22 protein-coding genes and 1 pseudogene are annotated in these 25784 nt (G+C 56.5%); 10 read left to right on the top strand and 13 right to left on the bottom strand.

Annotated features, from left to right (window positions below; translation table 11 throughout):
- Complete coding sequence (locus P1K31_RS19615) at nucleotides 1-903, top strand: alpha/beta fold hydrolase (RefSeq protein ID WP_276306046.1); 903 nt, start codon at nucleotides 1-3, stop codon at nucleotides 901-903.
- 203 nt (nucleotides 904-1106) lie between these two features.
- Complete coding sequence (locus P1K31_RS19610) at nucleotides 1107-1868, top strand: enoyl-CoA hydratase/isomerase family protein (protein WP_276306045.1); 762 nt, start codon at nucleotides 1107-1109, stop codon at nucleotides 1866-1868.
- Nucleotides 1869-3579: 1711 nt separating this feature from the next.
- Here the strand turns inward: P1K31_RS19610 and P1K31_RS19605 are convergent.
- The 3 genes and pseudogenes from P1K31_RS19605 to P1K31_RS19595 form a co-directional block, all read right to left on the bottom strand.
- Nucleotides 3580-4350, bottom strand: a complete 771-nt coding sequence (locus P1K31_RS19605; RefSeq protein WP_276306044.1) for an IclR family transcriptional regulator — start codon at nucleotides 4348-4350, stop codon at nucleotides 3580-3582.
- 124 nt (nucleotides 4351-4474) lie between these two features.
- Nucleotides 4475-5146: pseudogene (locus P1K31_RS19600) on the bottom strand (IS6 family transposase).
- A gap of 364 nt (nucleotides 5147-5510) precedes the next feature.
- Entirely contained in the window at nucleotides 5511-6944 is a 1434-nt protein-coding gene (locus P1K31_RS19595) for an amidase (protein WP_276306043.1), read from the bottom strand.
- Between the two features lie 159 nt (nucleotides 6945-7103).
- On the opposite strand from P1K31_RS19595, the gene P1K31_RS19590 reads away from it, so the two are divergent.
- The 3 genes from P1K31_RS19590 to P1K31_RS19580 all read left to right on the top strand — a co-directional run bounded on the left by P1K31_RS19590 (nucleotide 7104) and on the right by P1K31_RS19580 (nucleotide 9114).
- Entirely contained in the window at nucleotides 7104-7883 is a 780-nt protein-coding gene (locus P1K31_RS19590; RefSeq protein WP_276306042.1) for a sulfite exporter TauE/SafE family protein, read from the top strand.
- A gap of 64 nt (nucleotides 7884-7947) precedes the next feature.
- Nucleotides 7948-8715, top strand: coding sequence for a sulfite exporter TauE/SafE family protein (locus tag P1K31_RS19585; RefSeq protein WP_276306041.1), 768 nt, complete (start codon nucleotides 7948-7950; stop codon nucleotides 8713-8715).
- 60 nt (nucleotides 8716-8775) lie between these two features.
- The gene (locus P1K31_RS19580; protein WP_276306040.1) at nucleotides 8776-9114 is read left to right on the top strand and encodes a hypothetical protein; all 339 of its coding nucleotides are present in this window, start codon (nucleotides 8776-8778) and stop codon (nucleotides 9112-9114) included.
- A 25-nt stretch (nucleotides 9115-9139) separates the two neighbouring features.
- Here P1K31_RS19580 and P1K31_RS19575 read toward each other — a convergent pair whose 3' ends face one another.
- From P1K31_RS19575 to P1K31_RS19555, 5 genes are all read right to left on the bottom strand, one after another.
- Complete coding sequence (locus tag P1K31_RS19575) at nucleotides 9140-9505, bottom strand: Rieske (2Fe-2S) protein (RefSeq protein WP_276306039.1); 366 nt, start codon at nucleotides 9503-9505, stop codon at nucleotides 9140-9142.
- A gap of 17 nt (nucleotides 9506-9522) precedes the next feature.
- The gene (locus P1K31_RS19570; RefSeq protein WP_276306038.1) at nucleotides 9523-10563 is read right to left on the bottom strand and encodes an amidohydrolase family protein; all 1041 of its coding nucleotides are present in this window, start codon (nucleotides 10561-10563) and stop codon (nucleotides 9523-9525) included.
- Nucleotides 10564-11126: 563 nt separating this feature from the next.
- Entirely contained in the window at nucleotides 11127-12506 is a 1380-nt protein-coding gene (locus P1K31_RS19565) for a TIGR00366 family protein (protein ID WP_276306037.1), read from the bottom strand.
- Between the two features lies 1 nt (nucleotide 12507).
- The gene (locus tag P1K31_RS19560; protein ID WP_276306036.1) at nucleotides 12508-13911 is read right to left on the bottom strand and encodes a short-chain fatty acid transporter; all 1404 of its coding nucleotides are present in this window, start codon (nucleotides 13909-13911) and stop codon (nucleotides 12508-12510) included.
- 215 nt (nucleotides 13912-14126) lie between these two features.
- Nucleotides 14127-15488, bottom strand: coding sequence for an FAD-dependent oxidoreductase (locus tag P1K31_RS19555; RefSeq protein ID WP_276306035.1), 1362 nt, complete (start codon nucleotides 15486-15488; stop codon nucleotides 14127-14129).
- Between the two features lie 847 nt (nucleotides 15489-16335).
- Between P1K31_RS19555 and P1K31_RS19550 the strand changes: the two genes are divergently transcribed.
- Nucleotides 16336-17124, top strand: coding sequence for a VOC family protein (locus P1K31_RS19550; protein ID WP_276306034.1), 789 nt, complete (start codon nucleotides 16336-16338; stop codon nucleotides 17122-17124).
- A gap of 415 nt (nucleotides 17125-17539) precedes the next feature.
- On the opposite strand, the gene P1K31_RS19545 is transcribed toward P1K31_RS19550, so the two are convergent.
- Complete coding sequence (locus tag P1K31_RS19545) at nucleotides 17540-17686, bottom strand: hypothetical protein (protein ID WP_276306033.1); 147 nt, start codon at nucleotides 17684-17686, stop codon at nucleotides 17540-17542.
- 678 nt (nucleotides 17687-18364) lie between these two features.
- Between P1K31_RS19545 and P1K31_RS19540 the strand changes: the two genes are divergently transcribed.
- Nucleotides 18365-18883, top strand: coding sequence for a hypothetical protein (locus tag P1K31_RS19540; RefSeq protein ID WP_276306032.1), 519 nt, complete (start codon nucleotides 18365-18367; stop codon nucleotides 18881-18883).
- Between the two features lie 610 nt (nucleotides 18884-19493).
- On the opposite strand, the gene P1K31_RS19535 is transcribed toward P1K31_RS19540, so the two are convergent.
- Nucleotides 19494-19910, bottom strand: coding sequence for a winged helix-turn-helix domain-containing protein (locus tag P1K31_RS19535; RefSeq protein WP_276306031.1), 417 nt, complete (start codon nucleotides 19908-19910; stop codon nucleotides 19494-19496).
- Between the two features lie 153 nt (nucleotides 19911-20063).
- On the opposite strand from P1K31_RS19535, the gene P1K31_RS19530 reads away from it, so the two are divergent.
- Complete coding sequence (locus tag P1K31_RS19530; protein ID WP_276306030.1) at nucleotides 20064-20729, top strand: DUF7509 family protein; 666 nt, start codon at nucleotides 20064-20066, stop codon at nucleotides 20727-20729.
- Nucleotides 20730-21769: 1040 nt separating this feature from the next.
- On the opposite strand, the gene P1K31_RS19525 is transcribed toward P1K31_RS19530, so the two are convergent.
- A complete protein-coding gene (locus P1K31_RS19525; RefSeq protein WP_276306029.1) occupies nucleotides 21770-22054 on the bottom strand; it encodes a hypothetical protein in 285 nt (94 codons plus the stop codon).
- Nucleotides 22055-22202: 148 nt separating this feature from the next.
- Between P1K31_RS19525 and P1K31_RS19520 the strand changes: the two genes are divergently transcribed.
- Entirely contained in the window at nucleotides 22203-22499 is a 297-nt protein-coding gene (locus tag P1K31_RS19520) for a hypothetical protein (protein ID WP_276306028.1), read from the top strand.
- 390 nt (nucleotides 22500-22889) lie between these two features.
- Complete coding sequence (locus P1K31_RS19515) at nucleotides 22890-23450, top strand: TATA-box-binding protein (RefSeq protein ID WP_276306027.1); 561 nt, start codon at nucleotides 22890-22892, stop codon at nucleotides 23448-23450.
- A 528-nt stretch (nucleotides 23451-23978) separates the two neighbouring features.
- Here the strand turns inward: P1K31_RS19515 and P1K31_RS19510 are convergent.
- Nucleotides 23979-24269, bottom strand: coding sequence for a MarR family transcriptional regulator (locus tag P1K31_RS19510; protein ID WP_276306026.1), 291 nt, complete (start codon nucleotides 24267-24269; stop codon nucleotides 23979-23981).
- A 602-nt stretch (nucleotides 24270-24871) separates the two neighbouring features.
- Nucleotides 24872-25252: a DUF7344 domain-containing protein gene (locus P1K31_RS19505; RefSeq protein ID WP_276306025.1), complete on the bottom strand. Its 381-nt coding sequence runs from the start codon at nucleotides 25250-25252 to the stop codon at nucleotides 24872-24874.
- Nucleotides 25253-25784 lie beyond the last annotated feature (532 nt).

Below are 25784 nucleotides of genomic sequence, written 5' to 3'. Positions count from 1 at the left end.
ATGTTAGAAGCGGGGGAACCGGCAGTTACGGAGACGACGATCGAGACGAACGGCTTGAGGTTCGACACCATTCGTGCCGGTGACGGAGACCGGCTTGTCGTCTTGTTACACGGCTTCCCCGACAACGCTGGGTCGATGGCAAGTTTGGCAGCCGCGGCTGAACGAGTAGGATACACGGCGGTAGCACCAAATCTGCGCGGGTATGGGACGGCGGAGACGGAAATCATTCCCAGCGACGAATTCCACGTCGCATACGTCGTACTTGACGTGTTAGACATCATCGAGACGCTCGGATTCGAAGAAGCAGCTCTGGTGGGCCACGATACGGGGGCGATAGCGGCCTACTTCGCGGGGAAATTTGCCCCCGATATCGTCACCAGTATCGTCCCGATGGCGGTGCCGCCGCTGTTCTGGGAGAACATCAGCGATTACCCTCAGCAGCTGTTCCGGAGCTGGTATATCGCATTCTTCCAACTCCCCCAGATTCCGGAAGCCGCGTTACGAGCCGACGACTTCGCGCTCGTCGAGCGCTTCTGGCGGGAGTGGAGTCCGGGCTGGGACTACCCTGCTGAACGCCTTGAATCGGTCAAAGAGACGTTCCGCACGCCCGGAACGGCCGAAGCAGCTCTATCGTACTACCGGCACATGTTCCACCCGATCTCGGAGGTAGACGACTTTACGACGGACGAACGCGTCTCGCCGACCGACGCGATTGAGGTACCGACGCTCGTCCTCGGTGGAGAGACCGACGGGTGTATTGGGCCGGAGCTATTCTGGGACATCGACCGGGCGTTCGACAGAACGTGGGAGCGGGAGATAGTTGCCGATGCCGGTCACTTCCTACATCACGAGCGTGCAGCGCACGTCGAAGCGCTCGTCACCGAGTTCCTAACGCAGTCGTAGCGTCCCCGTCTGTATCGCTCCCCGGGACGAACGTTCATCGCTCCCCGGGACGAACGTTCAAATCGGTCGTTTCAGTTGAGGTAATATTGACAGAGCCACCCCGCCACCGACACTCAACAGAGTATCTGTGGTGGCTACACGAGGATCTTTCTTCGATTGTGTCGCCCTAGAACTTACAAACCGACTGGTAGAACATCGGTGCGATGGCTTACGACACGATTGTGGTCGAAGAGTCCGACCGGCGAATGACCGTGGTACTTGACCGTCCGGGGAAGAAAAACGCGCTGACGACGGCGATGTTCGAAGAGATGAGAGAGGCCGTCGAGACTGCTACCGAGCGGGACGTGGGAGTTGTGACGCTCCGGGGTACTGGTGGCGACTTCTCGGCGGGCGTCGATATGAGTAACGTACCGACGTGGATCGAGCAGAAGCCACTAGAGGTGCGCGACCAGCTCGAAGCGGTCCACGAAACGCTCGAGTACTTCGAATCGGTAAGTCTACCACTCGTCGCCGCGCTGGAGGGGTACGTCCTCGGCGGCGCGCTCGAACTCGCGATTAGCTGTGACATCCGAGTCGCCAAGAGGGGCGCACGGTTCGGACTACCCGAGTCGAAACTTGGGCTCGTGATGAACTACGGCGGTGCCCAGAAATTGCCGGGGCTAATCGGCGAAGGGATGACCAAGTACCTCGTCATGACCGGCGAGACAATCGATGCTAGGCGTGCTCACGAAATCGGGTTGGTCGAGACACTAGCGGAACCGAGTGAGTTCGAGGGTGTACTCTCAGATCTGGAGGAGACACTCGCCGAAAAACCCCGATACGTACATGATATGGCAAAGCGACAGATCCACTCGGCCCGTCCGCTGAACATAGACGAGTCGATGCAGCAAGCGATCCACCACGCGGTTGCGGCCTACCAAGAAGAGGAAACTCAGCAGCGTTCACTCGACTTCTTGACGGAGTAGAGTACCGCGTGCTCTCTCTGTCATGCTGACGGTGTCACTGCGAGTATCTACCCGGATGAAGGTCATTGATCGACCAAGTAGTGAAGGTAGTTGTGAGCGAGTATCTACACCGCTGTGACGAAACAGCGTCCGTTCATAGGGAGTCACTCCCAGTTCGAACTCCGTTTTGAAGGACACGACCGTCAACCACGGAGAAGGTATCCAGCGTTGCTGGCGATAGCGGTTGTAGAGTTCCATTCCGAATTCGGGTTTGCCTTGCACGACAGGTTTCTCTCCCTGAAAAAGACAGCATCACTAGACCAGAGTGGAGGACGGGCGGTTCAGCTACGTCGGAGTCGTGTGTCAAACGGGAGGTAGTTGTATTGTCAGTCGTGACGCCCGGCGAAGGCCGCTCGACCCTCCCTGAGGGGATTCTGTCGATAAGAACATCTTACACCGCCAACTCATAACGTCTAGGGGCAACGCAGGAGCGGAGAGGGATGGCGGCAGATAGGGCGCGCCGAGGGAGGCCACGATCAGGCGTGGGGCACTGACTGAGAACGGACTCCTTGGCGCGCCGCGATCCGAGAGAAGACGGGACACAGCTATCGGACCTTTCAAGACGCGCCGGGAGGTGGGATACATCAGTATCCGTCTATTCGTTGTCTGCTGACGCCTGCCGTTTCGGCCATTTCGGCTTTGCTTGGTGGTCAGTGAAGTAGAAGTTAGACGTTTCACGCCACTCTACCCTATCGTCAGTTCAGGTCACGCCGCTTATCAGATATGGATTGGAAGTAATTACTCGTACAGAGAACCACTTGATCGAACAATGAAGTATGCTTGGTACTGAGATATGGGTGTCGTGCGATCCTCAAAAATAACCCCAAGACCACCGCTATTGATTGTTTTAGATCCTATATTCCACCATATCTTGGGATCGATGCCTCGCTACCTATAGACTTCACCGCTCTGGATGCTCCACCGCGAACGAAAAACGGTGAAATAGACGCGCTCCCCCACTGCACACTGCTGAGTCCTCCAACGGCGTCAGTTCACGCCGTACGCACAACGAGAACTGTTTTGGTAAGCGGTTGGACACCGGACGCCAAATGAACGAACAAGCGGAGTCAGCGCACGGGATAGAGGGTAATCAGATCAGCGATAAACATTATACACTCATGGAGGAATCACTACGTGATAGCCATGATGCTGAAATTATCAGTATTACGTCTACTCCAGTGTGTGGCCGTGAGCGATCGCTGTCCTCCATGGTACGGCAGTTGAGCGGTATATGTGCGGAGACACCGGTAACCGGACGCGTGTATGAGTTCTCAAGAGATGGGCGCCCCATTACCCACATATCGAGTTCTCACTGTACCGTACTACGGCTATCCCTCTGACACTCGTTCGTCGAGACACGGTCTCGTTGAGCAATGCGGTCACTAGATAATTGAGTAATTAGAATTAATGCCACTACGACCATCATCAGGGGTTCGAGTGGTGTGATGAGACGACCGCCGCGCGTCGTGAATGGAGTATTACCACAATTATCTGAGACCGCATCAATCGCTCAACGGACCAACGCCGGTCAAGGAGGTCTTAAATTTGATAGTACTCACTAATCAATTACCCCAATAAAACGTCTGCTTGATATCTGCCTGTCTTCATGTGATTAGATCGTCATCTCCGGTCAGAATTTGCAGAGAATGTGCTTGGCCATCCGTAGAGCAGACTATTCGGGGATATAGTTGAGTTGGATGATGTTCGCGGCGTCCCGGACGAGCTCTGGAAATGTTTCAGTGAGCCGTTCTTCGGTCATCCGGCTCGTCGGTGACGCGATACAGATCGCTCCGTAGACAGACTGACGTCCCCCTTCACTACCGACGATTGGTGCAGCCACACACTGTAGCCCTTCGAGTTGCTCCTCGTGATCGAACGCGACACCGCTCTCCCGGATCTCCTCGAGTTCCTTATGGAGGACGTTGGCGTCTGTGACAGTGTTTTCGGTAGTCGCCGGCAGTCCGTGCCTCTCAAAGATCTCATTGACCCGCCTCTGCGTCAGGAATGCTAGGATCGACTTCCCCAGTGCGTTGTCATGGAGGTGACACTGATTTCCGAGCCAGTCAGCGCGAATCACTGCACGATCACCTCGCTTCAGGTCGAGGTAGATACCCTTGCCGCCCTCTTCAACCATGAGCAGCGCCAACTCCCCCGTCTCATCGGCCAGTCGGCTCACCTGCTCGCGGGCCGTGTGATAAATCGGTTGCTTATGCCGCACATCCGTCCCTAGGCTGAAGAAGCGAAGTGCAAGCCGGTAAACACCATCGTTGTCAATGACATATCCCGCGTCCGTTAACGTCTGCAGGTGGTAGTAGGCGGTGCTCTTCGAGACGCCTAGTTCGGCAGCGGCTTCGTCTGCTGTAGTGGAGTCGCGCTCTTGTAGGATCTCCATAATCTCCATGGCCCTCACAACAGCTTTAATCCGCTTTCGCTTCGACTCCATACTTGAGCGATACGACGGTTACGTATGAATATCCTTCTCTCATTTTTGATTTCCTGCTTCATGCAACCACACCACTGGGAATCCCCAATATATCCATTAACATCAGAATATGTACCTGTCTAGTTTAGCACTCCTCGAGCGGTGTCTTTCCATCGAGAGCTTGGTGCGGTCGCTGGCGGTTGTAGTAGTGCATAAACTGTTCAAGCCATTCACGGACGCTCGCCCGACTACTCACCCGCGAGTTATGGAAGCGGTTGATGCGCATTTTGAGGGTGTAAAACCACGTTGCGATCAAGTTTCGGTCGGTGTGATTGACCCAACCGCTCAATCCTAATTGAGCGAGTGCAGTCCGATAGCCGAATTGATCGACGAGGAACTCAGCCTCCGAGAGATCATGTTTCTCGCGGAGTCGATGCAGGAACGCAGCCGCCGGCTCGGTGCCGTGACGACCGAACGATGCGACATCGAGAATCAACGTTGTCTCAATGTCTATTGCAGCGTACAACCAAGACCACTCACCGTTAGTCTTGACAGCGGTTTCGTCAACGGCGACCCGCTTCGGCTGCGCCTCAGGTGGGTCACAACCGCTGTCAGCCAGCTAATGCACCCAATTCCAGACCCCTCCAATCGAACGTTCAACGCCTGATTCAGTGAGGATCGTTGTTGTCTCCCTGAGTGAACAACCGGTCGCGTGGAGGCGGGCGGCGACCGCACTGACGGGCGTTGCCGTCCACTTATCCGCCCAAGATTCTTCTAAATCCGCCGCATAGCTCTCGATGAGCAGGTCTGTGAGCATCGTTGGTCAAGATACTCAACGACCTACTCACTTCTCAAACTGATTCAACTAGACAGTACCCAGAATATGGCACTGTCTAGATAAGCGTCAGCGCGTGAATTCGGGACAGTGAAGCAGTCTCGGGGCAGAGCACAGTTTAACAGTTCTACAGCCGAGCGAGCACGGTCAGTGCTTCTGAATTCGATCGATCGAGAAGCAGTGGCAACGTCGAGTACCCCTTGACCGGAAACAGTGATTCGCGTCAATGGATAGCGTCACTGGTTGTTTGCGACGGTCGATCCCGCTATGAACCGGTTCCATCATGCTCGGCTATTTCAGACTCGAATGACGCAACTTACGCTGCTGTGTCTAATACCATGGTTTGTTATGCGTTATTTCCCGCGCCTGGATACGTGTCGATCCAAGGACGGTCGCGCTCCACGGCTGCAGCAGCCGCGAGCACGAGGTCGTCGCGGAATCGGGGACCAACGATTTGCATGCCGACGGGGAGGCCATCGACCAGGCCCGCCGGCACCGACGCCGCAGGGTGGCCCGTCATGTTAAACGGCCACGTAAGACACCAACCGAAGACGGGGTCGATCTTTTCACCGTTCACATACTCGGGGCCGAGGCTCTTCTTGTCGAACGGGGGGATCGACAACGTCGAACTGACTAATAGGTCATACTCCTCGAACAGCGATTGCACAACATCGAAAACGGCCGTGCGCGCGATATCTGCTCGCTTATATGTAGTAGCACTGTAACTGTCGCCGCGCTCAATTAGCGTCCGGAGGAGGGGGGTCACATCCTCCTTGAGCAAATCAATTCCTCGCTCGGCTCGAATCACCTCGCGAGTCCGCGCAAGCCGAACCTCGAACCCGCACTGCCAGGCCTCGCGCAGTTCCTCCCGGGAGTGTTGGAAGTCGGGATCGACCCGCTCGACGATTGCGCCCGCGTTCGCAATTGCCGTGACGGCCTCGCCGACAGTCTCACGCACCATGGGCGCAATAGGGAAGAGGCCAAGTGTCGGTGTCCAAGCCACGCGCAGGTCGACCGGGCGCTTGACTGCGTCGCAGAACTCACCCGCCTGTGTCGGCTGGCAGAGTGGATCAGCGGAATGTGGACCAGCAATCGCGTTGAGCACGGTCGCTGCGTCTGCGACCGTCCGGGTGATTGGGCCTACCTCGACGAACGGCGTGTGTCCGAAGCCATCCGGTCGGCTCCGACTCGCCACTAGGCCCGCTGATGGCTTGTGCCCATAGACACCACAGGCGCTCGCCGGGATGCGAAGCGACCCCCCGCCGTCCGTCCCCAATGCGACCGTGGCGAGTCCGTCGGCAACTGCCGCCGCGCTCCCGCCTGAGGATCCCCCGGCCGTCCGCATTGGGTCGAATGGTGTACTCGTAGGACCGTATAGCGGGTTGTCCGTCGTGCTGCGGTGGCCAAACTCGGGGGTGTTCGTCTTCCCGATGACGATCGCGCCCGCGTCCTCGACGCGCTCGACCGCAACGGCGCTCCGCCTAGGGACGTTGTCTGCCATCGGCACCGCGCCGAACGTCGTCGGTACGCCCGCCACGTCGATGTTGTCCTTGACCGCCACGGGGACTCCCTGGAGTGCGTCGCCATTCGTCCCATCACCGACGCCATCGGCCGCCGCCTGAGCGCGCTCCGATAGGACGTGGACGTAAGCGTTTGTGACGTCATTGCACTGGTCGATGCGTTCGAGGAAGTCCTCCACGTGATCGGTCGCAGCACGCTTGCCCGACCGGACAACCCTTGAGAGATCGGTAGCAGACCGGAACCACGGGTCGCTGGCCATATCTCTGGGATAGCGCCGAGCGACAAAAGGTTCCGGGGGGAGCCTAAAGTGAGATCGGCCGACGGAGCTACGATTGATGGCAACTGGCTGAAAAGTTAAAAATGTTCGCTTCTTTCGGTCGATCGACGCCTCTTTGTCGATTTACCTCCTGACTGGTGCATGGAAGCTGCGATGTCGATTACCCTCGCTGCGGTACTAGTTGGCATCGCCTTTCTGGCCGGCATCGGCTGTACGACGCTCGGTCCCGGCGGTATCTTTACCACCATCGCGCTTTATACGCTCACCACCGTTTCCTCATCGACAGTCGCAGGCACGGCACAGCTCACCTTCATCGGCGTCGGACTGCTTGGCAGTTTCGCCTACCTCCAATCAGGCGAGCTCGCAATCGAGGGAAACGCGCGCATGGCGGGACTGTTGAGCGTCTCAAGTATCCTCGGCGCACTCGCCGGAGCTGAACTCAACGCCTACGTCTCCCGTGAGGAGTTCGGATTGTTGCTTGGCGGCTTCGCCATCGTGACTGGGTTCCTCATTATCTACCGCGAGCGCTCGACGCGGCTTCCCCAATTCAACGTCGACCTTTCGACGTCGAGCGGGATGGCACTTATCAGCGTAATTGGTCTCATCCTTGGCTGTCTCAGCGGTCTATTGGGTGTCGGCGGGCCTGTCATCGCCGTTCCCGTGTTGATCGTACTCGGAGTGTCGATGCTCCCCGCACTAGCCGTCGCGCAGGTCCAATCAATCTTCATTGCGACGTTTGCGACCGTGGGCTACGCGTTGAACGGCGCAGTCTCCCTCCCGCTCGCACTCCTCGTCGGCATCCCTCAGCTCGTCGGTGCGTTCCTTGGGTGGCGCATTGCCCACTACGTCCAGCCGGATCGCCTAAAGATCGCCCTCGGAGTGACGCTGATCGTCGTCGGTCCGTACCTCGCGCTCCAGTAGTAGCACATCCGTCCTTGCGTCTCCTTACCGCGGAGTTTTTGTAAGCAGCTCCTGAGTGGAGGATATGCTAGCGCTCGCTGATATCTCCCTCTCCATCCAGACGCTTGTCCTTGTTGCCGTCTTTCTGCTGTTCGTCGGAGTAGTGAAGGGGTGTACGGGGTTCGCCATCGGCCTTCTCTCGGTGCCAGTGCTCGTCCAACTCTTCCCGCCGAAGATCGCGCTTGCTGCGCTTACACTGCCCATGTTCCTTTCAAACGTACCGTTACTCGTCTCTGACGGGATCCCGTGGCGTTTTCTCACTGACCGACCCGAGTTCTTCATCGCAATTCTCGTAGGCACCGTCGTCGGGGTATTGGGTTTCATCACCATCCCCGTCGTTATCATCAACCTCCTCCTAAGCGTCTATCTTATTGGCTTCCTTGTCAACCGCCACCGGTCGGGGAACCTCGGGAGCTGGACAACGTCGCGGGCTGCCGGCGCCGTTGTTGGTGGCATCGGCGGTGTCGTTTCCGGCGCCTTTCTGACCGGCGGGCCGATCTTCGTCAGCTTCCTCTATGGGTCCCGGGCGAAAAGGACGGGGGTCGCGACCCGGCTGGCATTGATATTCCTTATTATCACTGGCCTGCGTATCCTCACACTCTACCCGCTGGGTCTCTTCGGTCCGACTGAGGTTCTGCTTGGTGTGGGGTTTCTCGTCCCGCTGACCGCAGGCATCCTCCTCGGTATCCGCTTCCGGCCCTACGTTCCTCAGAGGAAATTTAATATTTTCGTCGAGATACTTCTCCTCGCCATCGCGGCGAAACTGACTTATGAGGTCGTCATAGCATTCTAGTGACCGCTACCGAACTAGGAGCCGACCCTTTACAAACATGATGTCCGTGTACTTATTGTGATGACCGACAACGTCGACCGTCCAGACCCGCTCCCAGGCTGGTGGACGCGGAACCAGCGGCTTCGCAAGGATCGCGGGCTCCCGCCGTACCAACCCCCGTGCTTCGCGGACGGCACTCACACCCACGAGATCGTCCCCGAATTAGAGGAGGAGTTCAACTGCTCGATCCTTTTCGCCGGCACTAACACGAGCTACCCGGACGACTGGATGGTCGAGGTGGACGGCCGACCGCTTTTTCGAATCGGCCGCCACCGAGACGACTCGGGCAATACGGTATACGAACTCTCCGCCGAGGAGTTCGAGACCTCCTTCCGATCTGCGGTGTGTGACGACGCATAGTGGCCAGAGGCTCGGTCAACACCAGTCAGAGGTCGATGACGATGTTTTCATCCTTGACGCTCACCGGATAGGACGGAAGCTTGACCTTCTGCCGGGAGAGACATGAGCCGCTCCGGATGTCGTACTCCCAGCCGTGCCAAGGGCAGTTGAGGACGTAACCCTCTTCACACCACTCCAGTTCATACTCCAGTGTTTCACGGTCGAACGACGCCTCGTACGTCCCGGTGATGTTCCCCTCGCAGACTGGACCGGATTGGTGGGAACACCAGTTGCTGTATGCGACGTACTCGCCATCGACGTTGAACACGCCGATTTCCCGCCCCTCGAGCTGGACGACCTTTCGATCACCAGGCTGTAACTCATCTACTTGAGCAACGATATGTTCTGTCATTTATAATGATGTGTGGATTAGATGTCGAGCTTGAACGCCTCGACGGGCGTGTCGTAGAGTACCTGCTTGCGCTGGTCGGCGGAGAAGTGACTCCGGAGGTGCTTGTCGACACCACTCGGATGGTCGAAGTCCCAGTGGGGGTAATCAGAGGCGTACATGAGATTCTCCGTACCGAGCATCTCGATGAGCCCGTTCATATGTGTAGGGTCGTTCGGCTCGCCTAGGGGCTGAGTAGCGAAGTAACAGGATTCGCGGATGTACTCCTCGGGGCTCTTCTCCAACAATGGGGCTTCGTTGCGCCGGATGGAGTACTCCTTGTTCAGCCGATACATGGTGTACGGTACCCAGCCGATGCCAGACTCAAGAAAGATGAAGTTGAGACTGGGGAACTTCTCTGGGACTCCCTCAGTGATGAGGCTAACGAGTGTGAGTTCTTGGCTCCATGTGTGCGCAAGAGTATGGACCTGAAGGAACTTGTTCAGTGCTTGGTTCTGTCGCGGAAACTCGAACATGAAGTCCTCGGCGTTCCCATGGAACGCGATCGAGAGGTCGTGGTCCTCCGCAGCCTGGTACATTACGTCGTAACTAGGGTCGCCGAGTGGCGGGTGCGATCCGGTAGTGCCAATGTACGCGCCGACGAATTGGTCCTCATCACCCAGTCGGTCGAGTTCCTCGGCTGCCTTCTCGGGGTCTTGGGTCGCTAGCGCGATGAGCGCCTTGTACTCGTCGTTCTCGCCGAGGATCCGATCAAGGACGTAATCGTTGTATCCACGCATTAGGTCGATCGCGAGTTCGTTCTGTGGGAACTTCCCGAGAGGATCGAAGGTGTTGATGATCGGATAATCGATGTGGAATTCCTCGCAAAACTCCTCGATGGCCTCTGTTGTAGTGAACGTAGACCAGTTGTCGTCGATCTTCCCACCCATCCACTGATCCCACCCGCTAGAGGGGAACGGTGTCCCGTATGTAGTGTTGCTAACATGCGTCCGGTGGGGCTCGTGGAGGTACTCCGCGAGATCCTCCGGATGAACGGTAAGATGGACGTCGGAGTCGATCACGGTCACCTCGTTTAAAGTGTTCTGTCTCGTTTGCGCCATGGTAATAAGAGACAAGGGGCAAATGGGCATTAAAACTAACGGATACACTAACGACTATTTCTCAAGGATCCTCCACTCTGTTTCACTCCTCCGAGAACTGGAAGTCATCTAGCGCCAGGGCGCCGACAACCAGTGTTCGAACGACGCCGATGGCGTCCAGCGGGTCGTATGCCCGCTAGGAAAAGATGGACTCGGCCGCGAACAGTTCTCCGGCCGAGACGATGACCTCGCCCTCTTCGGTATCAACGTGGGGGTGCCCTTGATGACGTAGAAGACTTCGTCCTGTTCGGTGCGGTAGTGATAGCACACAGCAGTGCTCGTTCGCCCGGCACGGTCTCTATGAGGTCACACCCCTATCCACGTGAACCGGAGGCGGGCAGCGATCGAACGACGCATGGCCGAACGATCGTCGTCTTGCGAGACATCGGCCGGATTGAGATGATGGTATCCCATACAACGAACGACCTGTTAAGGATTGTACGGTGTACGGGAAGAACGGAAAACGGATTCCGGCTCAGATCGACTCAGAGTGCGAGCATCAGCGCGATGACGACTACTGAGACGTAGATAGTCACGATCGCCGTGTAGCGCAGGTACTCGCGCCATCCAAAGCCGGAGATGCTCGAGATGAGGCCAATGAAGAGGAAGCCAAGCCAGAGGTTTGAGACACCTGCGCCGTACATCACCGAGATGAGCGACGGGACTAGTTCGGCGCCCGCCGAGGTTAGGGCGGGCCCCTGAATGACCCACAGTGAGCCGGGGTCAGGTACCAGTAGTCCGACGATCAGCGCGACGATGTACGAACTTACCTGAGTGACGCCGGTTGAGGCGAGAGCATCGCCAATCGGTGCGTACAGATCCGCCTTCGAGAGCAGCCCGTACACGGACGCGTAGAGCAGGAATGGGATGGCGAGATGGTTTACCCACCGGACCGCGCTATTGACTTTCTCGACGAACGCCATCGGTGGAAAGTTGACGACGACCCCGAGTATCATCAGCGTGAACAGGGCCCACAGCATTGTCAGCTTCCCATCTGTAAGAAAGTACGCGACGATCGAGATCGCGCCTAACAGGCCGGTGAGGACACTGATAAGTCGGGACTGTTCGATCTCATCGGCAAACACCCACTTATCGCGATCCGGCGGCACGTAATGGTCGAACGTATCCGCGATGCCTCCCTCGAGGACATCGGCGAACTCCGAGATGGATTTCCGGTCGTTCTCCGCCGATGGGGCAAGCAGCGACAGCAACATCGGGAGGGTAAAGAGGAAGATGACACACGAGACTATGTTCACCGGGGTGAAGAGGAACGCCCCCATGTCGATCACGAGTTCCCCCTGGTCGGGGTTCACGAGGAAGTTTGTTGTTCCCGAGGGGTCAGCCATCAGCAGCGCACCAGGGCTCGAGAGGCCGACGTTCGTGATGACAAGCGAGAGGAGCCCAGCCATCAGCACGAGCGGGTAGTGGACCCGGACGCCGTTTTCCTCGGCCGTCCTACAGAGGTGACGGCCGATGAGGATCGCACCGATGAGCCCCAGTGCCCAGTTGATCCACCCGAACAGCAGGGCGAGGAATCCGGTCGAGTAGATGATAGACCGCTGGCTTCCGGTCGGCAGAAGATGCGCCACCCAGTCGAAGAATCGACCGAAGAGGACTGACTCGACGACAGCCGCCGAGAGCAGCCATAGCAGGATCAGCGACATCTGTACCGAGATTAACGGGATAAACCCCGTCGCAAGCATCTCCAATTGCGTCATCGGTTGGAGGTACGGAATCGTGACGAGCAATGCGAGCACCGCCAGCAGGGCGGCGAGCGTCAGCGACTCCGGGAAAAACTGTCGCAGGAAGGGGACGAATCCCTCCTCGGCTTTCGGCACCGCGGACTTTGAGGTGTCGGCGGACATCTCAGATCACCCCCATCCCCATGAGCAGTGCACCACCACCCATGACGATACCGCTGAAGACGAGCAGGACGACACAGTACCCCATCATGTCGCGGATCGACAGTCCGGCGATGCCGAGCACGGGCAACGCCCAGAACGGCTGGATCATGTTTGTCCACTGGTCACCCATTGCGAAGGCGATAATCGTCTTCGACATCGTCGTTCCCGGGATCCCCTCCGTGGCGTTGACCAACACCGGTCCGGTGACGATCCACTGGCCGCCGCCCGCGGGGACAAAGAAGTTGACGATGCCCGACGCGAGGAACTCGAAGAAATACCACGTCTGCGGAGTTGAGTACTGCGCCGCGGTCGCGGCGATGAGTGTCGCCAGTCCAGACCAAGTCATGATCCCCATGATCCCGCCGTAGAACTGAAACTGGATCATGATCTGGCTTGCACCCCGGAGGGCGTCTCGGAAGACGGCGATGTAGCTTCGGAGCGTCCCGTGGAAGATGAAACCTAGACCGAACATCACTGCGATGAACATGTTGAGATCAAAGACGCTCATGAAGTCGTTCGTCGTGAACAGGTAGAGGAGGTACACCCAGATCAGCACGCCTATCCCCACGCCAATCACTCTACTGTTGAGGAGGAAGGATTTGTACCCCGCCTCTGAGCCGTGACGCTGTTCCGTCCCGCCGTCCGCCATGATATCCTCCGCCTCCCGGAGTTTCTCCTCTGGAACGGTAATGATGTCCTGCTTTGGCGTCATGAGGGGCATGACGATCAACGTCGTGATTACGACCGCCGCGGCCATGGTTAGACTCGTCAAACTGAACATGGTCTGGGAGACCGGGATGATGCCGATCTGGTCCTCAAGTGGGTGCCCTGGCGTGGCCGAGAGCAACTGCGATGCACCGGAGAGTCCCAAGTGCCACGGGAGCAACCCGGCGTAGCCAGTTGCGACAACCAGCGGATAGTGGACGTCGACGTTCTTGCGCTCCATTGCGACCCCGATCTCGCGGGCGAAGATCGCCGCCGCAATGAGGACGACGCCCCAATGGAACAGGCCGAATACCTGTCCAACGATGGCCGTCGCGAAGATGGCTTGTCGCTGCGTGTTCGGGATCTCCGCGACCCGACGGAGAACACGTTTGATCGGGGGGGAATCGGCGAATGCCCACCCCGTTAGCAGTGCGAGTGACGATTGCATCGAGAACGCGAGCACGAACCAGAAGCCTTCGCCCCAGTGTGTCACCACTTCAACCGCCCCCTTGTCTGTGAAGGCGGTTGCGAGGATCATCGTCGCGAACGTAAGTAGGATCGTGAACAGGAACGCATCTGGCAGGTACCTCTTGACGAGGGCACTCGACGCGTCGCCGAGTACCGTGAAGACCCCTCGTCTCGATTCGGTCGTTGGACTCATTCGTTCACCCCTCCCCCGTCTTGGAATCGGGTCTCGTACGTGCGCATGAGTAGCACAGCCGACAAAATAATCATTATCATATATGTATTTACCCCTTCTATCCGTCACAGTAAAGTCAGAACATAGAGGAATGGTCGTAGGATCTACGCTGTGTGTCCCCCGGCCGTATCGGATCACGACGTGGAGGACGATTTCTAGTTAATCTCCTGTGTACGTTACTTCTCTTCGGCTCGTTTGGCCGCGTGTTTCCCCGCAACTCGTCCACTGGCGAGCGCCATCGACAGCCCACCCGCCGCATAGTATCCCCGGTTCGGATTGCCGATGTCGACTCCCGTGGCGTACAGTCCCTTTATTGGTTGATAGAAGATATCCTCATCAAAATCGGGCTTCTGGAGAAGCCTACTTGTGCTCGTTGCTCGACAAAGAACTTCTGCATTTGCGTTGATATCGAGTCCGCCCATTGTGAAGGAGAGGCCAGGTCGGACATCTACAGCATAAAACGGCGGCGTATCGATAGGTTCCTGATACCGCCCTCGGGGTGGTTCTAAGCTCTCACCCTTGTTTGCCTCGACGGATTCATTGAACTCATTGATTGTAGCGACTGCCTCAGAGCCCTCAACCCCGTTTTTAGAGAGTTTTTCCCCGAGCTCCTCAAGCGTCTCGGCCATCAGGACGGTACCACCGAACTCCTTCGCGCGTTCGACCATTGAACCGACGTGTCCATTCACCCAAGAGTCGTTGTAGATATCCTTATCAATCACGAGGAAAACTTGTCCCCCGACCTCCTTGGCCATCGCATCGATCAGCTCTCGCTCGAAAATGTTAATCGACTCGTCGGTAAATCGGTTTCCACTCTGATCGATCGCGATTGATCGCGCTCCGTAATACTGACTCGCTTCCTCGAATTGGGCCGGGGAGTATTCTGCGGGAGGGGCAATCATCGGATGTCCGTCGAACTTCGAAAGCCCTGTCGTCGCTTTTGCACCCACTTCTTTGGCGGCCATAAATCCATCACCCGTGCTCCACGGATCACATCGGAGGACGAGCTCTTCCGTATTCTCGGTGATGTACTGCTGTATTAGTTCCTCACTCGCGCAGAATCCGCCGGTCGCCAAGATCACGTTCGGCGCGGTGATTTCGATCGGACCCTCATCACCGTGTGCAATAGCGCCAGCGATTTCCCCGTCTTCATCGGTGATGAGTTTTTTGAATGGAGTCTCTAGAAGGATTTTACCGCCCATCGATTCGATCTTGTCACCCATATGCTCGATGAAATCGGAGACATCGACTTCTTTTCCGCTCCACGGGACGTCCAGCGTCATCTCTTTGACATCCACCCCCATCTCTTCCAACCAATCCGTTCCTTCCTTGAGGGGCTCATATACGTCCATGTTGGCGTCCATCTCCTCGTCAACCATCATCGCCCCGGCCGTCATGATCGTTTTCCCCCCCATTCGAGGCGCCTTCTCAAGGACGATAACGTCCGCGTCGTGCTCAAGAGCTCTTACAGCAGATACGAGACCGGCCATTCCAGTCCCGGCAACGACGACATCCGTTTCTCTGGTTACGCGAACCATGGTGCGACTCTCTGTAGTACGATATATAAAACTTCGGTTGTCAGTGTCTAGCTAGTTTGAACTTGGCGGGCCAAACTGGAGTATCACATTTTCCATCACTTAGATTCGACTTCCGTTTCTCATCCTGCACGATCGGTCTTGCCCTCGTGACCATTGTCTCCGCGATCATTAAAAGCGCTCATTAGACGACCAAACGGTGCGGCGGTGAGATAAGGTATATCACTTCAAAGTTCACCATGTATGTACCACCAGTTCACATTCCTTCTGCGAATTTAATGCCTCGAACGTCTCAGTCCCGCAATAACGTTCTCTTTTGTAAGGACGAATGGGGAGGTATTTTTTCAGTTGCCAACGATCTGGCTATTCTTTTGCATAGAATCGAAGCTTGCTCCAGGTATCAGTTCTACGATCGACGTAAGCATCGTTTGCCTATTGTGGATGCCTCGTCCTCAGGTGCTTCCCCATGAGGATATTCGATAATGGTGATTGATCCGGTGGTCAGCGCTATTTTTGGTCGAAAGTATATAAATAATAGTGGTGATATGCGGTTTGGGTGCAAATCTGGTGAGACATCCTAATCGAGAGTCTACTAGGTCATATTCAATAATAGTGGTTACAGTACCTAATCTCTACTCCTGACAAGAACTCCGTTAAGTACTATCACAGACGTACATTTGTGAAGAGATGAAAGTAGAAATCCCTCCTCGTCATGAAGCTATAATCACTATTATTGACCGAGTCCAAAATGCCCTAAAGACCGGTTCCAGCTACCGATTTGTAATCAGAACCTAGCAGGATGATGATTCCCATGTGTTTTTACTTATTGAAGATAGAAGGGGGACTGCATATGGACAGTACACTTGACCATGTGATGATTCGCGTCGCAGACCTCGAAGAATCACTAGGCTGGTACCAGAAACACTTTGACTACGAAGAACAGGATCGCTACGAGGGGGACGGATTCACGATTGTCTACCTCGGCCCTCGAGAAATGCACGAGGGTAGCGCCATGCTTGAGATCACGCACAACGAAGGAGAGGATCCCGAGTTGGGCGACGCATGGGGCCACATCGCCGTTCGCGTCCCTGAGGGCGAACTTGAGGCCGTTTATAAGCAACTGATGGAAGAGGGCGTTGAGGACTACCGCGATCCCGAGTCCTGTGGTGGACGCTACGCGTTCATAAAGGACCCCGACGGCCACGAAATCGAGCTCGTCCAGCGCGATCACGGTGAAAAGTGGTCCCTTGACCACACGATGATCCGTGTCGAGGATGCTGACGCGGCACTAGGTTTTTGGACGCGAAAGTTCGAGTACCAAGAGGTCGGTCGTTGGGAAGCCGATACATTTGCGAACTACTTCGTCCAACCCAAGGATGCGGCACCCGAAGAAATGGCTGTGGAACTCACCTATAACTACGACGGCCGGACCTACAACTCCGGCGACAGCTGGGGTCACCTCTGTGTCCGGGTCGATGACCTCCATGACGATTGGAAGTTACTCATGGAACGTGAGGCAGAGGATTACCGTGATCCGACGGAGTGTGACGACCTGTACGCGTTCACAAAAGACCAGGATGGTCATGAAATCGAGTTGCTGAAGCGGGACCCCCAAACTGACTCGCTGTTTCCGTTCTAAGTGAAGTCAGCTTTTTGATTTATTGATCATAACGTTCGATTCGTTGTTACCTTTGCTCCCGAGAACTTGAGAGAGGAACTGGGGCAGCGAACAACGGCTGCCCACTCTGATCGAGATTCGTCCCCCAACTTTACCGTTGTTGAGCGTGTTTCACGCAAAGGTGAATGCGTACGACCAGCTTCCGGCGGACGTTGCTTCAGTAGTCACGAACTGATCAGTGAAATGGCTCTTTATACGATCCACCGTTTGATTGATGATCCTTAATTCGCATAGGCCTCCCAGTGGGATCAGCAAAGGGTGTCAACGTTAGCGCGGAGAGTGTGGTCGAAATGGTGAGTTGGTGTTTCAACAATGCTCAACCACGTGGTCAAGAAGGCGCACGAGCAGGAAGTACTTTCACATGAAGACACGCCAATCAAGGATCGTGTCTGGGCGGCGTTTTTGTACCACGCCGGTACTGTTCGAGTTCTTCATCGCGTTCGCGAATCTCGTCGGGTTGGTACTCCTCGTCGAGGACCATCGCATTGTCAAACACCGACGTGGTCCGCTCGAACATCCCCATAGATATGCCCTCTTTCTCAACTAACATAAACCTAGCCGTCCTAAGCATCCTAAGAAACGATGTTTAAGTACCACTGCATCCGATGCTGATTCTGTTTAAGTACACACCTCCTCCATACCATCCGATGCTTCGCCACGAACGAGGGAGTCCTAACTGGTTATCTTCTAGACTGAGCGAAAATATTAAGTCCTAGCTTATAGAATGATGTCCGTAGTACTCAGAGGAAGATAGAAGAAGAAATCATTCTGATAAAATATAAACAAATCTAAATATACTCTCGCTCCTCCTTGGAGGTCTTCCGGCATCTCACTTGCTTGAACTCTGTTCTACCAGACGTTCTTTCGAAAAAAGCTTCGGACGCGGTGGAGGGAGGGAGGTCGTTCATTAGTTTTCTTAATCTTCTATTGACACTCTATTTGATGAAATCAGCGCGATTTTCCGTTCCGAAAAGCTTCGGACGGATTGGTTCATCGATTTGGCCGGTCTCTATCCTACTCATCATCGTCGAGTCGCCCGAAAAGCTCCGGACGCACTGGCGTGTGTCCGACATAAACCGAGAGATATCTTATACTTTCTGAGGGCTATAGCGGGCTAAATCCTAGAGGGGTGATCTTGCTAAGGAAGATCCACCGGGAACCTTGATGACCAGTGATCGGAAAAGTAGAGCTAGCTTACCCCATGACATCATTTCACATCACTGACTGTGCTGACTACGATACCTTCGCCCGCTCGTGGCACCCCCACTCCCTCGACCGGGATGATGTGTCGCTGGCGACCGCTCGCGATCGGGGGCTTATCACCGAGGACGAGACGCGATTGTTCTGGCAGTTACTCGGCCAGCTCGCTTCTAATGAACTGCTGTTTCGCGTGCCCGAGTGGCTGGCCGAGGAGAAGGTCGGCTTCGTCGAGGGAGGCACACCGACGGTATTTGTTGGTCGGATCGAACGCGAGACAGATAAGGCGATTCTCGTCGTCGAATCAGCGGCCGCCCGCCCACTCGCGAAACTCGCCCACCGTATTCATCATCTCGAGGAAGCGCTTGAGACGCTCTCGGACGCCGATCCAGAACGGCGAACGTGGTTAGCGCAACGCCTGGAGACAGCGCGACGAGAATTCGAGCAGCGCGAGGATGTCACTGGTCTCCGTGAGGGATGGCTCCCGAAAAGCCAACTTCGTACTGTGATCAGACGGGTCTGACCAGACTTTGTCTCTCCACCGATGGCATCGTCTTGAGCGACACTCCCTAATCCTGGTCAAGGATGGTGAGCGAGCTCAGCGGCTACTGGGATAATAGTCGTAGAAGTACTTACTCATATCTAGTCTAAAATGTGCTCAGATATGGCTTTATCTGTGTGGAGATGAGAGCGCACGTGGAGCGTTGCGTACTGCGTCTCGCCTATCTGGTTCCGACTTCGCTCACGAGCTACTGAATCGCTTGTACTGTAAGTGGTGAAGAGAATCCTAGGATGACTCTAGGTTTTCCCGTCTTCAACTGCCCTGTCGTAGATATGTCCACGGTTGCACTGACGATCCCTGATCGATGGTACACACAGCTACAGATGAGGACGAGGAAAATTGATTACGCAGGAGATCGGCGAACAGCAGGATCCAGCACACCGAGACGACTCGCTGGGTGATAGTACACCCTCTACCTATCGGATACTCGATGAGTGATTACTTTTACCATCAGTGGAGAGACCAAAGAGTGCTTCTTTCGTTATCGATGGACCAGTGGAACTCCAACACGGTGTCGTCTGTCGTTGACGTATAACAAGCAGAAGCCCCGTCCTTCAGGGTGGGGAGGATGTCAATATTGATAGTCCTCGAAGACATCCTTTTCGTGGGTTATCGACTCAACCGCGAGATCGATGAGTCGCGCCCCAAGCCCACTGATCGCATAGTATGAGTAGGGCTGATGTCTGTCAGGATCGGTCTGCTTCCAATTCGTGATCAGGTTAGCCTCCACGAGCGTGTCGAGATGCGTATGGAGTGCGTTTCCGCTCCGCCCGGTGAGCGTCGAGAGTTCTTTTGCACTCATCCCATCAGCGTCACGCAACCGATAGAGAATGGCGAACCGAAGTGGATGAGCCAGCGCCTTGAACCGATCTGTGAAATCAGCGAGCTCGTGTGGGTCACTGTCGTCGAGCAGCTCTGCTGTGACAGCAGCTATCAACTGCGCTGCTGCAGTTTCTTCCTCGTCGGCTCCCGTTTGAGTGCTTGCCATGTAGACTGATACACGGTCAATAGACAAGAAGGTAACGACTGTTACTTTCTTCAACATAGCCGGTCTACAGCAGTCGTAGCGCGAGAAACGAACAGATGGTTTTTACTCACATTCGCAGTAGTGGTTAGCATGCGTGAGTATGATGGACGGCCAATGCGAGAGGTCCTCCTCGAGCGGCTTGCTGCCCCTGCCTTTGCGGACTTTCTCGTGTATCTCATGGATCCCTACACGACATTCGAACCGGACTACGTTCTCGCACCAGAGACGGATTCAGAGCGTCTCAAGGCGGATCTCGGCGCGTTCACAGCTGCTGACCGGGGATTTATCACGGAGCTCGAAGCGCCCTGTTCGGAGCTTCGTGCCGACCCAGGCGTGAATGCGTTCATCGCGACGGATCCTGCCATTCCATTCCCCGAGGATGAGAATGCGACCGCTGACACCCCGACAATGAACGCGATTGCACAGTCGAAGGCCTTCGCTGAAGCCAGCAATGCGGTCGGGTTCATTCTCCCGATTGCTGGCGTCCGAGACGGCGTGAGCGCTGAAATCGGCGCCGTCTTGGAAGCGATGGATCTCGAAAACGATGATCCAAGACCGCCGATAAAGGATCCACGGCGCTTTCGTATCTTTGTCGAAACCGGGATCACGAGTACCACAATTCACGCGACAGAAGACGAGTACAGCGTGCCGATCGTCGAATACGAGACGAAAGCGCAACTACGGAAAGAACTCCACGACTTTGTGACGGATGTCGCCACGCTCGAAGCCACGGGGATTCTCCCGTCGGTCCAGGACGAACTCACGCGCGACCATGTCTAATCCGTGGCACTCGTCTGCTAGTGATGGAACTGATGTCGATACATTGCGCTCATTACTAGTCCCCGAGTGAACGGTCAACATGCAAAAATTCGTACTGGTTTGCGTGACGATACACGCGAACGATCGTCACTAACCAGCCGACGCCCTCAGTGAGAGGACCTGTGAAGTGGGATGAAGCACACCTACTTCTTGTACCGCCTTCGGCGTCATGACGACACTCCTTCTACACCGTGGTTATGGTCCTTCTCGAGAGTGTGTCCCTTCTCTCTATTGCACTCGCTCGCATTCGACTGTGCCTCTCTGAGAACGATCGACGGTGAGGCGCCGGTGGACCCTCTAGGCGATCACGAGCGTAAGAACCCTCGTCCACGGGAACGTCGGTATCAGCCTGGAGTGAGATAGAGATGGTCGTTGACTTCGTAGAGATAGCCCCGACTGAGCAATTGCGTGAGCGCGACATCCGCTTCCGCCTCGGTAAACCCCTGGTTCCGCAGTACGTTGCGTACGGTCGCTGAGCGCATCCCGTCTGTTTCTTGCATGGGCGATTCGAGCTGTGCGAGTGCGTCGCTGGCGAGCAAGCCGAGTGGGGTTTGTCGTGATGAGGTAGGGTCCATGAGCGATCGTGGGGAGCGGGTAGATCGGCTGAGTAGATGATTGCGTAGTGTACTCTCTTGGGCAACACGTCTTGAAGCTTTGGCCGTCCGCTCCTCGCACGCTCCGATCTAACAGGGTACTCTCACATGCGTGGCCACCGTACTCTGGACGTGGCTGCCCCATTAGCTGTATGTCGAACTACCGATCGCTTCCTGTGTTCGTATGCGGACATCACGGGGGATGCCCGGCAATGCGGGGAGACGCAGACACCCCACATTGCAAGCGAAAATCGGCCGTAACGGTTGCGTGAGTTGGTTTCCAGGTGATCACTCCAGATCACCTGCGTTGTCAACTCCGGGGCTCCGCCGGTGGCTCAGACTGATCACTCGGCCGTGACGGGGTCTCGAAATGCCCTATGAATATCGCGATGCCGGCGCTGGCTGCGGTCACTCGTACCTTTCAGCCAGTCGATACTCGAAGAACGCCGTTGCCCGCTCCTCGAGGTGCTGCTGGACGTCCCATGGCTCCCCGTCGATCTCAAGCCCGGCGGTATGAACCGTATACATCCCACGGACGTGCTCGAGAAACGCCGAGCGCGCCGCCTCGACCGACTCGAAGTCGGTCGCTGGTCGACTCACAAGCAGGTTTCTGGCGTCGTGAAACGTCTGCTCGCGGACAGTCTCGAAATCAGGTTGCTGCTCCTCGCTGGCTGATTGCTTGTCTGCTCGCATGGGTACTACCGTTCAAAGCGGCGGAATCACGCTGAACCGTGGTCCCGTCGGCATGTGTGATACTAGTCAGACAACCTGAGTAATAACGTTTGCTCGTGTCGAAGGTACTGCCCAGGTGTACTTATACGGCCGCGTCGTAGCGAGCGCCATGACCGGCGACGAAGAGCCAACCCAGCACTGTGACGTGTCTGCCCCTATCGATCTCGAGGGTGTACTGTCGAGGGCTGGCATCGAGCATCTCGAGGTCGACGAGCAGCGGACGGTGGTGATCTACCAGACGGCCATCCTCATGCTCATCGTCATTGAGGGGGAGGCGACGGCCACCCAGCGGTTCGACGTCGAACTCTGGAAGGAACCAGCAGATGTACCCGACCGCGATCCGGCCGACCTCTTCTCGACATTTCTCGACGATCTGCTGACGGCCGCTGATAGCCCTCGTCAGTGAATAGCGAGTGAGCGCTCACATCAGCAACTGTGTCGACACATGCCGAGGTGCGGCGTCTTTCTGTGTCGTGTTGATCGCGCTTGCTCGGTTGATCGACTCCTCCACTGGTGTGTCTGCAATACCCTCTTTTTATGCGCTCACCGGCGGACTACCGCCATGCATGTCTGGCCTAATCGTCATATCGGTCGTCAAGGACTCTCCCGATGAGATGAACGTCGCCCGACGTCTACGACGCCCTCGATGAGCGCGCAGCAGATGTCTTAGACGATGCCACTCGTCGTGCCCAGGCAAAGATCGCAAGCCCGTCTAGCCCCGCGACCTCGAAGCAAGCACCTCGACGGCATCCTCATGTATCCCGAGGGTGTACTGGTTCGGCGCCGTCTCTCCCCAATGCCCGACCCAACAGACACGATCACAATCGAAAACGTGGTTGCGTCGACTGCACTCGACCAGGAACTCGATCTCGACCAGCTCACTGCTGACCCCCCCAGCGCCGACTACCATCCAGAACGGTTTCCCGGCCTCATCTACCGCATTGAGGAGCCGACGGCCACGACGTTGCTCTTTCGATCGGGGAATATCGTCGCCACCGGCGCTCAAAGCACCGATGCTATTCACATCGCGCTTGTGCACCTCTTCGACGCGCTTGCCGAGCTTGGATTGTTGGTGCCTGACCATCCCACGATCACCATTCAGAATATCGTCAGCAGCGCCGACCTCACCCAACCGCTCAATCTCCACGCGATCGCCCTCGCGGTGGGCCTGGAGCGGATCGAGTATGAACCGGAACAGTTCCCGGGCCTGGTCTATCGGCTTGACGACCCGCTCGTGGTCGTGCTGCTCTTCGGCAGCGGGAAACTCGTGATCACCGGTGGGACGACACCGACCGACGCAGAAGACGCGATTGAGACACTGCAGGCACGACTTGCAGCCTTCAATCTGCTCGACTAACTGTTCTGGCTGGCCATATTGGCGTATCACACCGACACTTCTCGCAGCTTCTCGTCCACGTCTCCCACGGACCCACACTTGGGCGGAGCCGCGTGCGGGGCGTATCCTGGGGCGTCTCCGTCGAGACAATTCATCATCGAATGTGTGCGCTCACCGCTCACCGACGCCGAGAGGAAGACACCACACTGCCTCCATGTGAGCTCCTACTGGGTCAGTGGCTCTGCGGCCCGAGCTGGCTGTCTCAACCGTCCACTGCCAGTGCTGCCTAGCCGATGGGGATACTGATTTCGGCGGCCATCCGCCGTAGGACCGACAGCAGGGCAACTGTTAACACGCACATGCTCGAACGTCTTACTGACCGGCTCGCGCGTGAACAAGTGTACGAGGTGTATGGCGAGCCGGTCTCTACCGAAGCGTGCTCCCGAAGCGGTGTGAGGATACTACGCGTAGCGACGCATCCATCGTCACCCTCGACAGAGACACTTCTCACCGGCTGACCGAGAGCCGGGGGGTAAACGACTGAGCGGCTCACTTGGGGGGCTTGGTCACCGGAACTGCCTGGTAGAGTTTTTTGCGCGCGTCCGGGACATACACGGAGTGATCGACGAGATCTGCAGACCGAAGATCGGTCAACGCATACCGAGCGGTTCGAGGAGCGAGTCTCGTTCGCTCGCAGAGTTGCTGTTGGGTGAGTGGGCCTTCGTTGGCAAGAACGAGGTAGACGAGTTTTGCACTCGGTGGTAACTCTAGCAGTCGCTCATAGCGGGCGGGCTCCGCCAGCTCAGGCGGCGTGGTGCTGTCCGCGAGGAACACGAACATTGGTGGTCCGTCTCTACGACGCTCTTGCGTAAATAACAGTACATCAGTATCCCTCTATAGAACCTAGACCGTCAGTGAGCCACATCCGTGCTAAAAGCTCGTCACGTGGCGACCGGTGAGCGACCGCTCCTGTCTTGTCCGGCGAGGCAAACCACCTATGCCCGAATTCCGGACACACCCCCTCCAATACTCCGGGCTCAGGAGTCGCCGTATGGATGGCCACAGGCCGCATACCGAGGGGCCATCTCCGCAGTTGTAGAATCCTGCGCTCTGCGTCCCACAGCGCGGACACCAGTACCCTGCAGTGCTTCCTGTCTTCTCTCCACGGCCTGTATGACGGGACCACCCTCTCTTCCACTCTGTGACTATCAATCCGCTGAGTGACACCGCCACAAGCGAGAACACATCCAGGAGGACACGGACGTCGTTCAGCGCCATGCGATGCGGTTCTGGGGAGACGGTCTTGAGTGTTCTCCTCTCTGTAGTGAAATAATTGTCTACGGATCAATCACATTTCTTTTGATGTTCCCCGGTTGCATCATTCTGTCTCTCTCTCTCTGGCGGAGACGATACGCTGCCCCGCTTCACTAGCTCTTTTCGACTCATCTGTTACGCTCGCAGTCGACGATGCGGCGTTCTGCCTGCTGTATCTCGGCGATATCAGAGCGCACAACCCGTTTTAGTGTTCCTTCGCGTTGTTCTGCCATGCTCCCGAACTCGACCGTATCCTTGTCCTGGTGATAGTCGACGAGACGGGCGTCGACCAACGCCGGCAGATGATCGTGGTAGAGCGCCATGTAGATCTGGAGTCGTTCGTCGAGGTGATCGTCCGCAGGCTCGCCGATCTCCCAGATTGTGAGTTGGTGGGCGATATCGGCGAGTTGCAACGGTGGTGTAAAGCGATAGAGACAGTAGAGGAGATACCGCCGCCGTCGATCGGCGAGCAACGCCTCCCACCTGTCAGCTGCAGACTCTTCATTCATCGGCTCGGATGAGCCCCGACGGCCGCTTCCGCTCCGCTCGGGGCGAAGCGTGGCGTTCGGTGATCGACGAGTCGGGAGACTCGGCCGGCGCTGCGTCTCGGGGCGTCATTCAATAACTCACTAAAGCTCACGGGTATCACTGAGTAGTCGTACTGGTCAGGCAGCTCCCCTAAAGCGATTGATGCTGTCAGTTCCTGCCGGGGACGATGAGGCTGATCGGTGACTATACCCTCTCCACCGAGAACCCATCCCAATCGCTCCGTCACCGTCAACACCGATACATCAGCTGTCGGCCTTTGGAAAGACGCTCAGTCATGGCGTCCTCTAACCCTTAACGATTGGAGTGTTCACCATGCTGGCTCGCTTCATTGTTGGCGCACGCTGGGCGCGGTCACGACGCCGGTTCCCAGTAGCTAGGAACCGAATACACATCACGACCCCTTCAGCGGCGGCGTTTCCTGACGGCAACTCTCCCCGTGAACTGACCAATACTCATCCACGGCCATACAAGAGGTGAGGGGGCAATAGTGGA

The sequence above is a fragment of the Halomarina halobia genome (genome assembly GCF_029338575.1).
GTDB classification, from domain to species: Archaea; Halobacteriota; Halobacteria; order Halobacteriales; family Haloarculaceae; genus Halomarina; species Halomarina halobia.
This window is presented reverse-complemented; position numbering and strand designations above follow the sequence as displayed.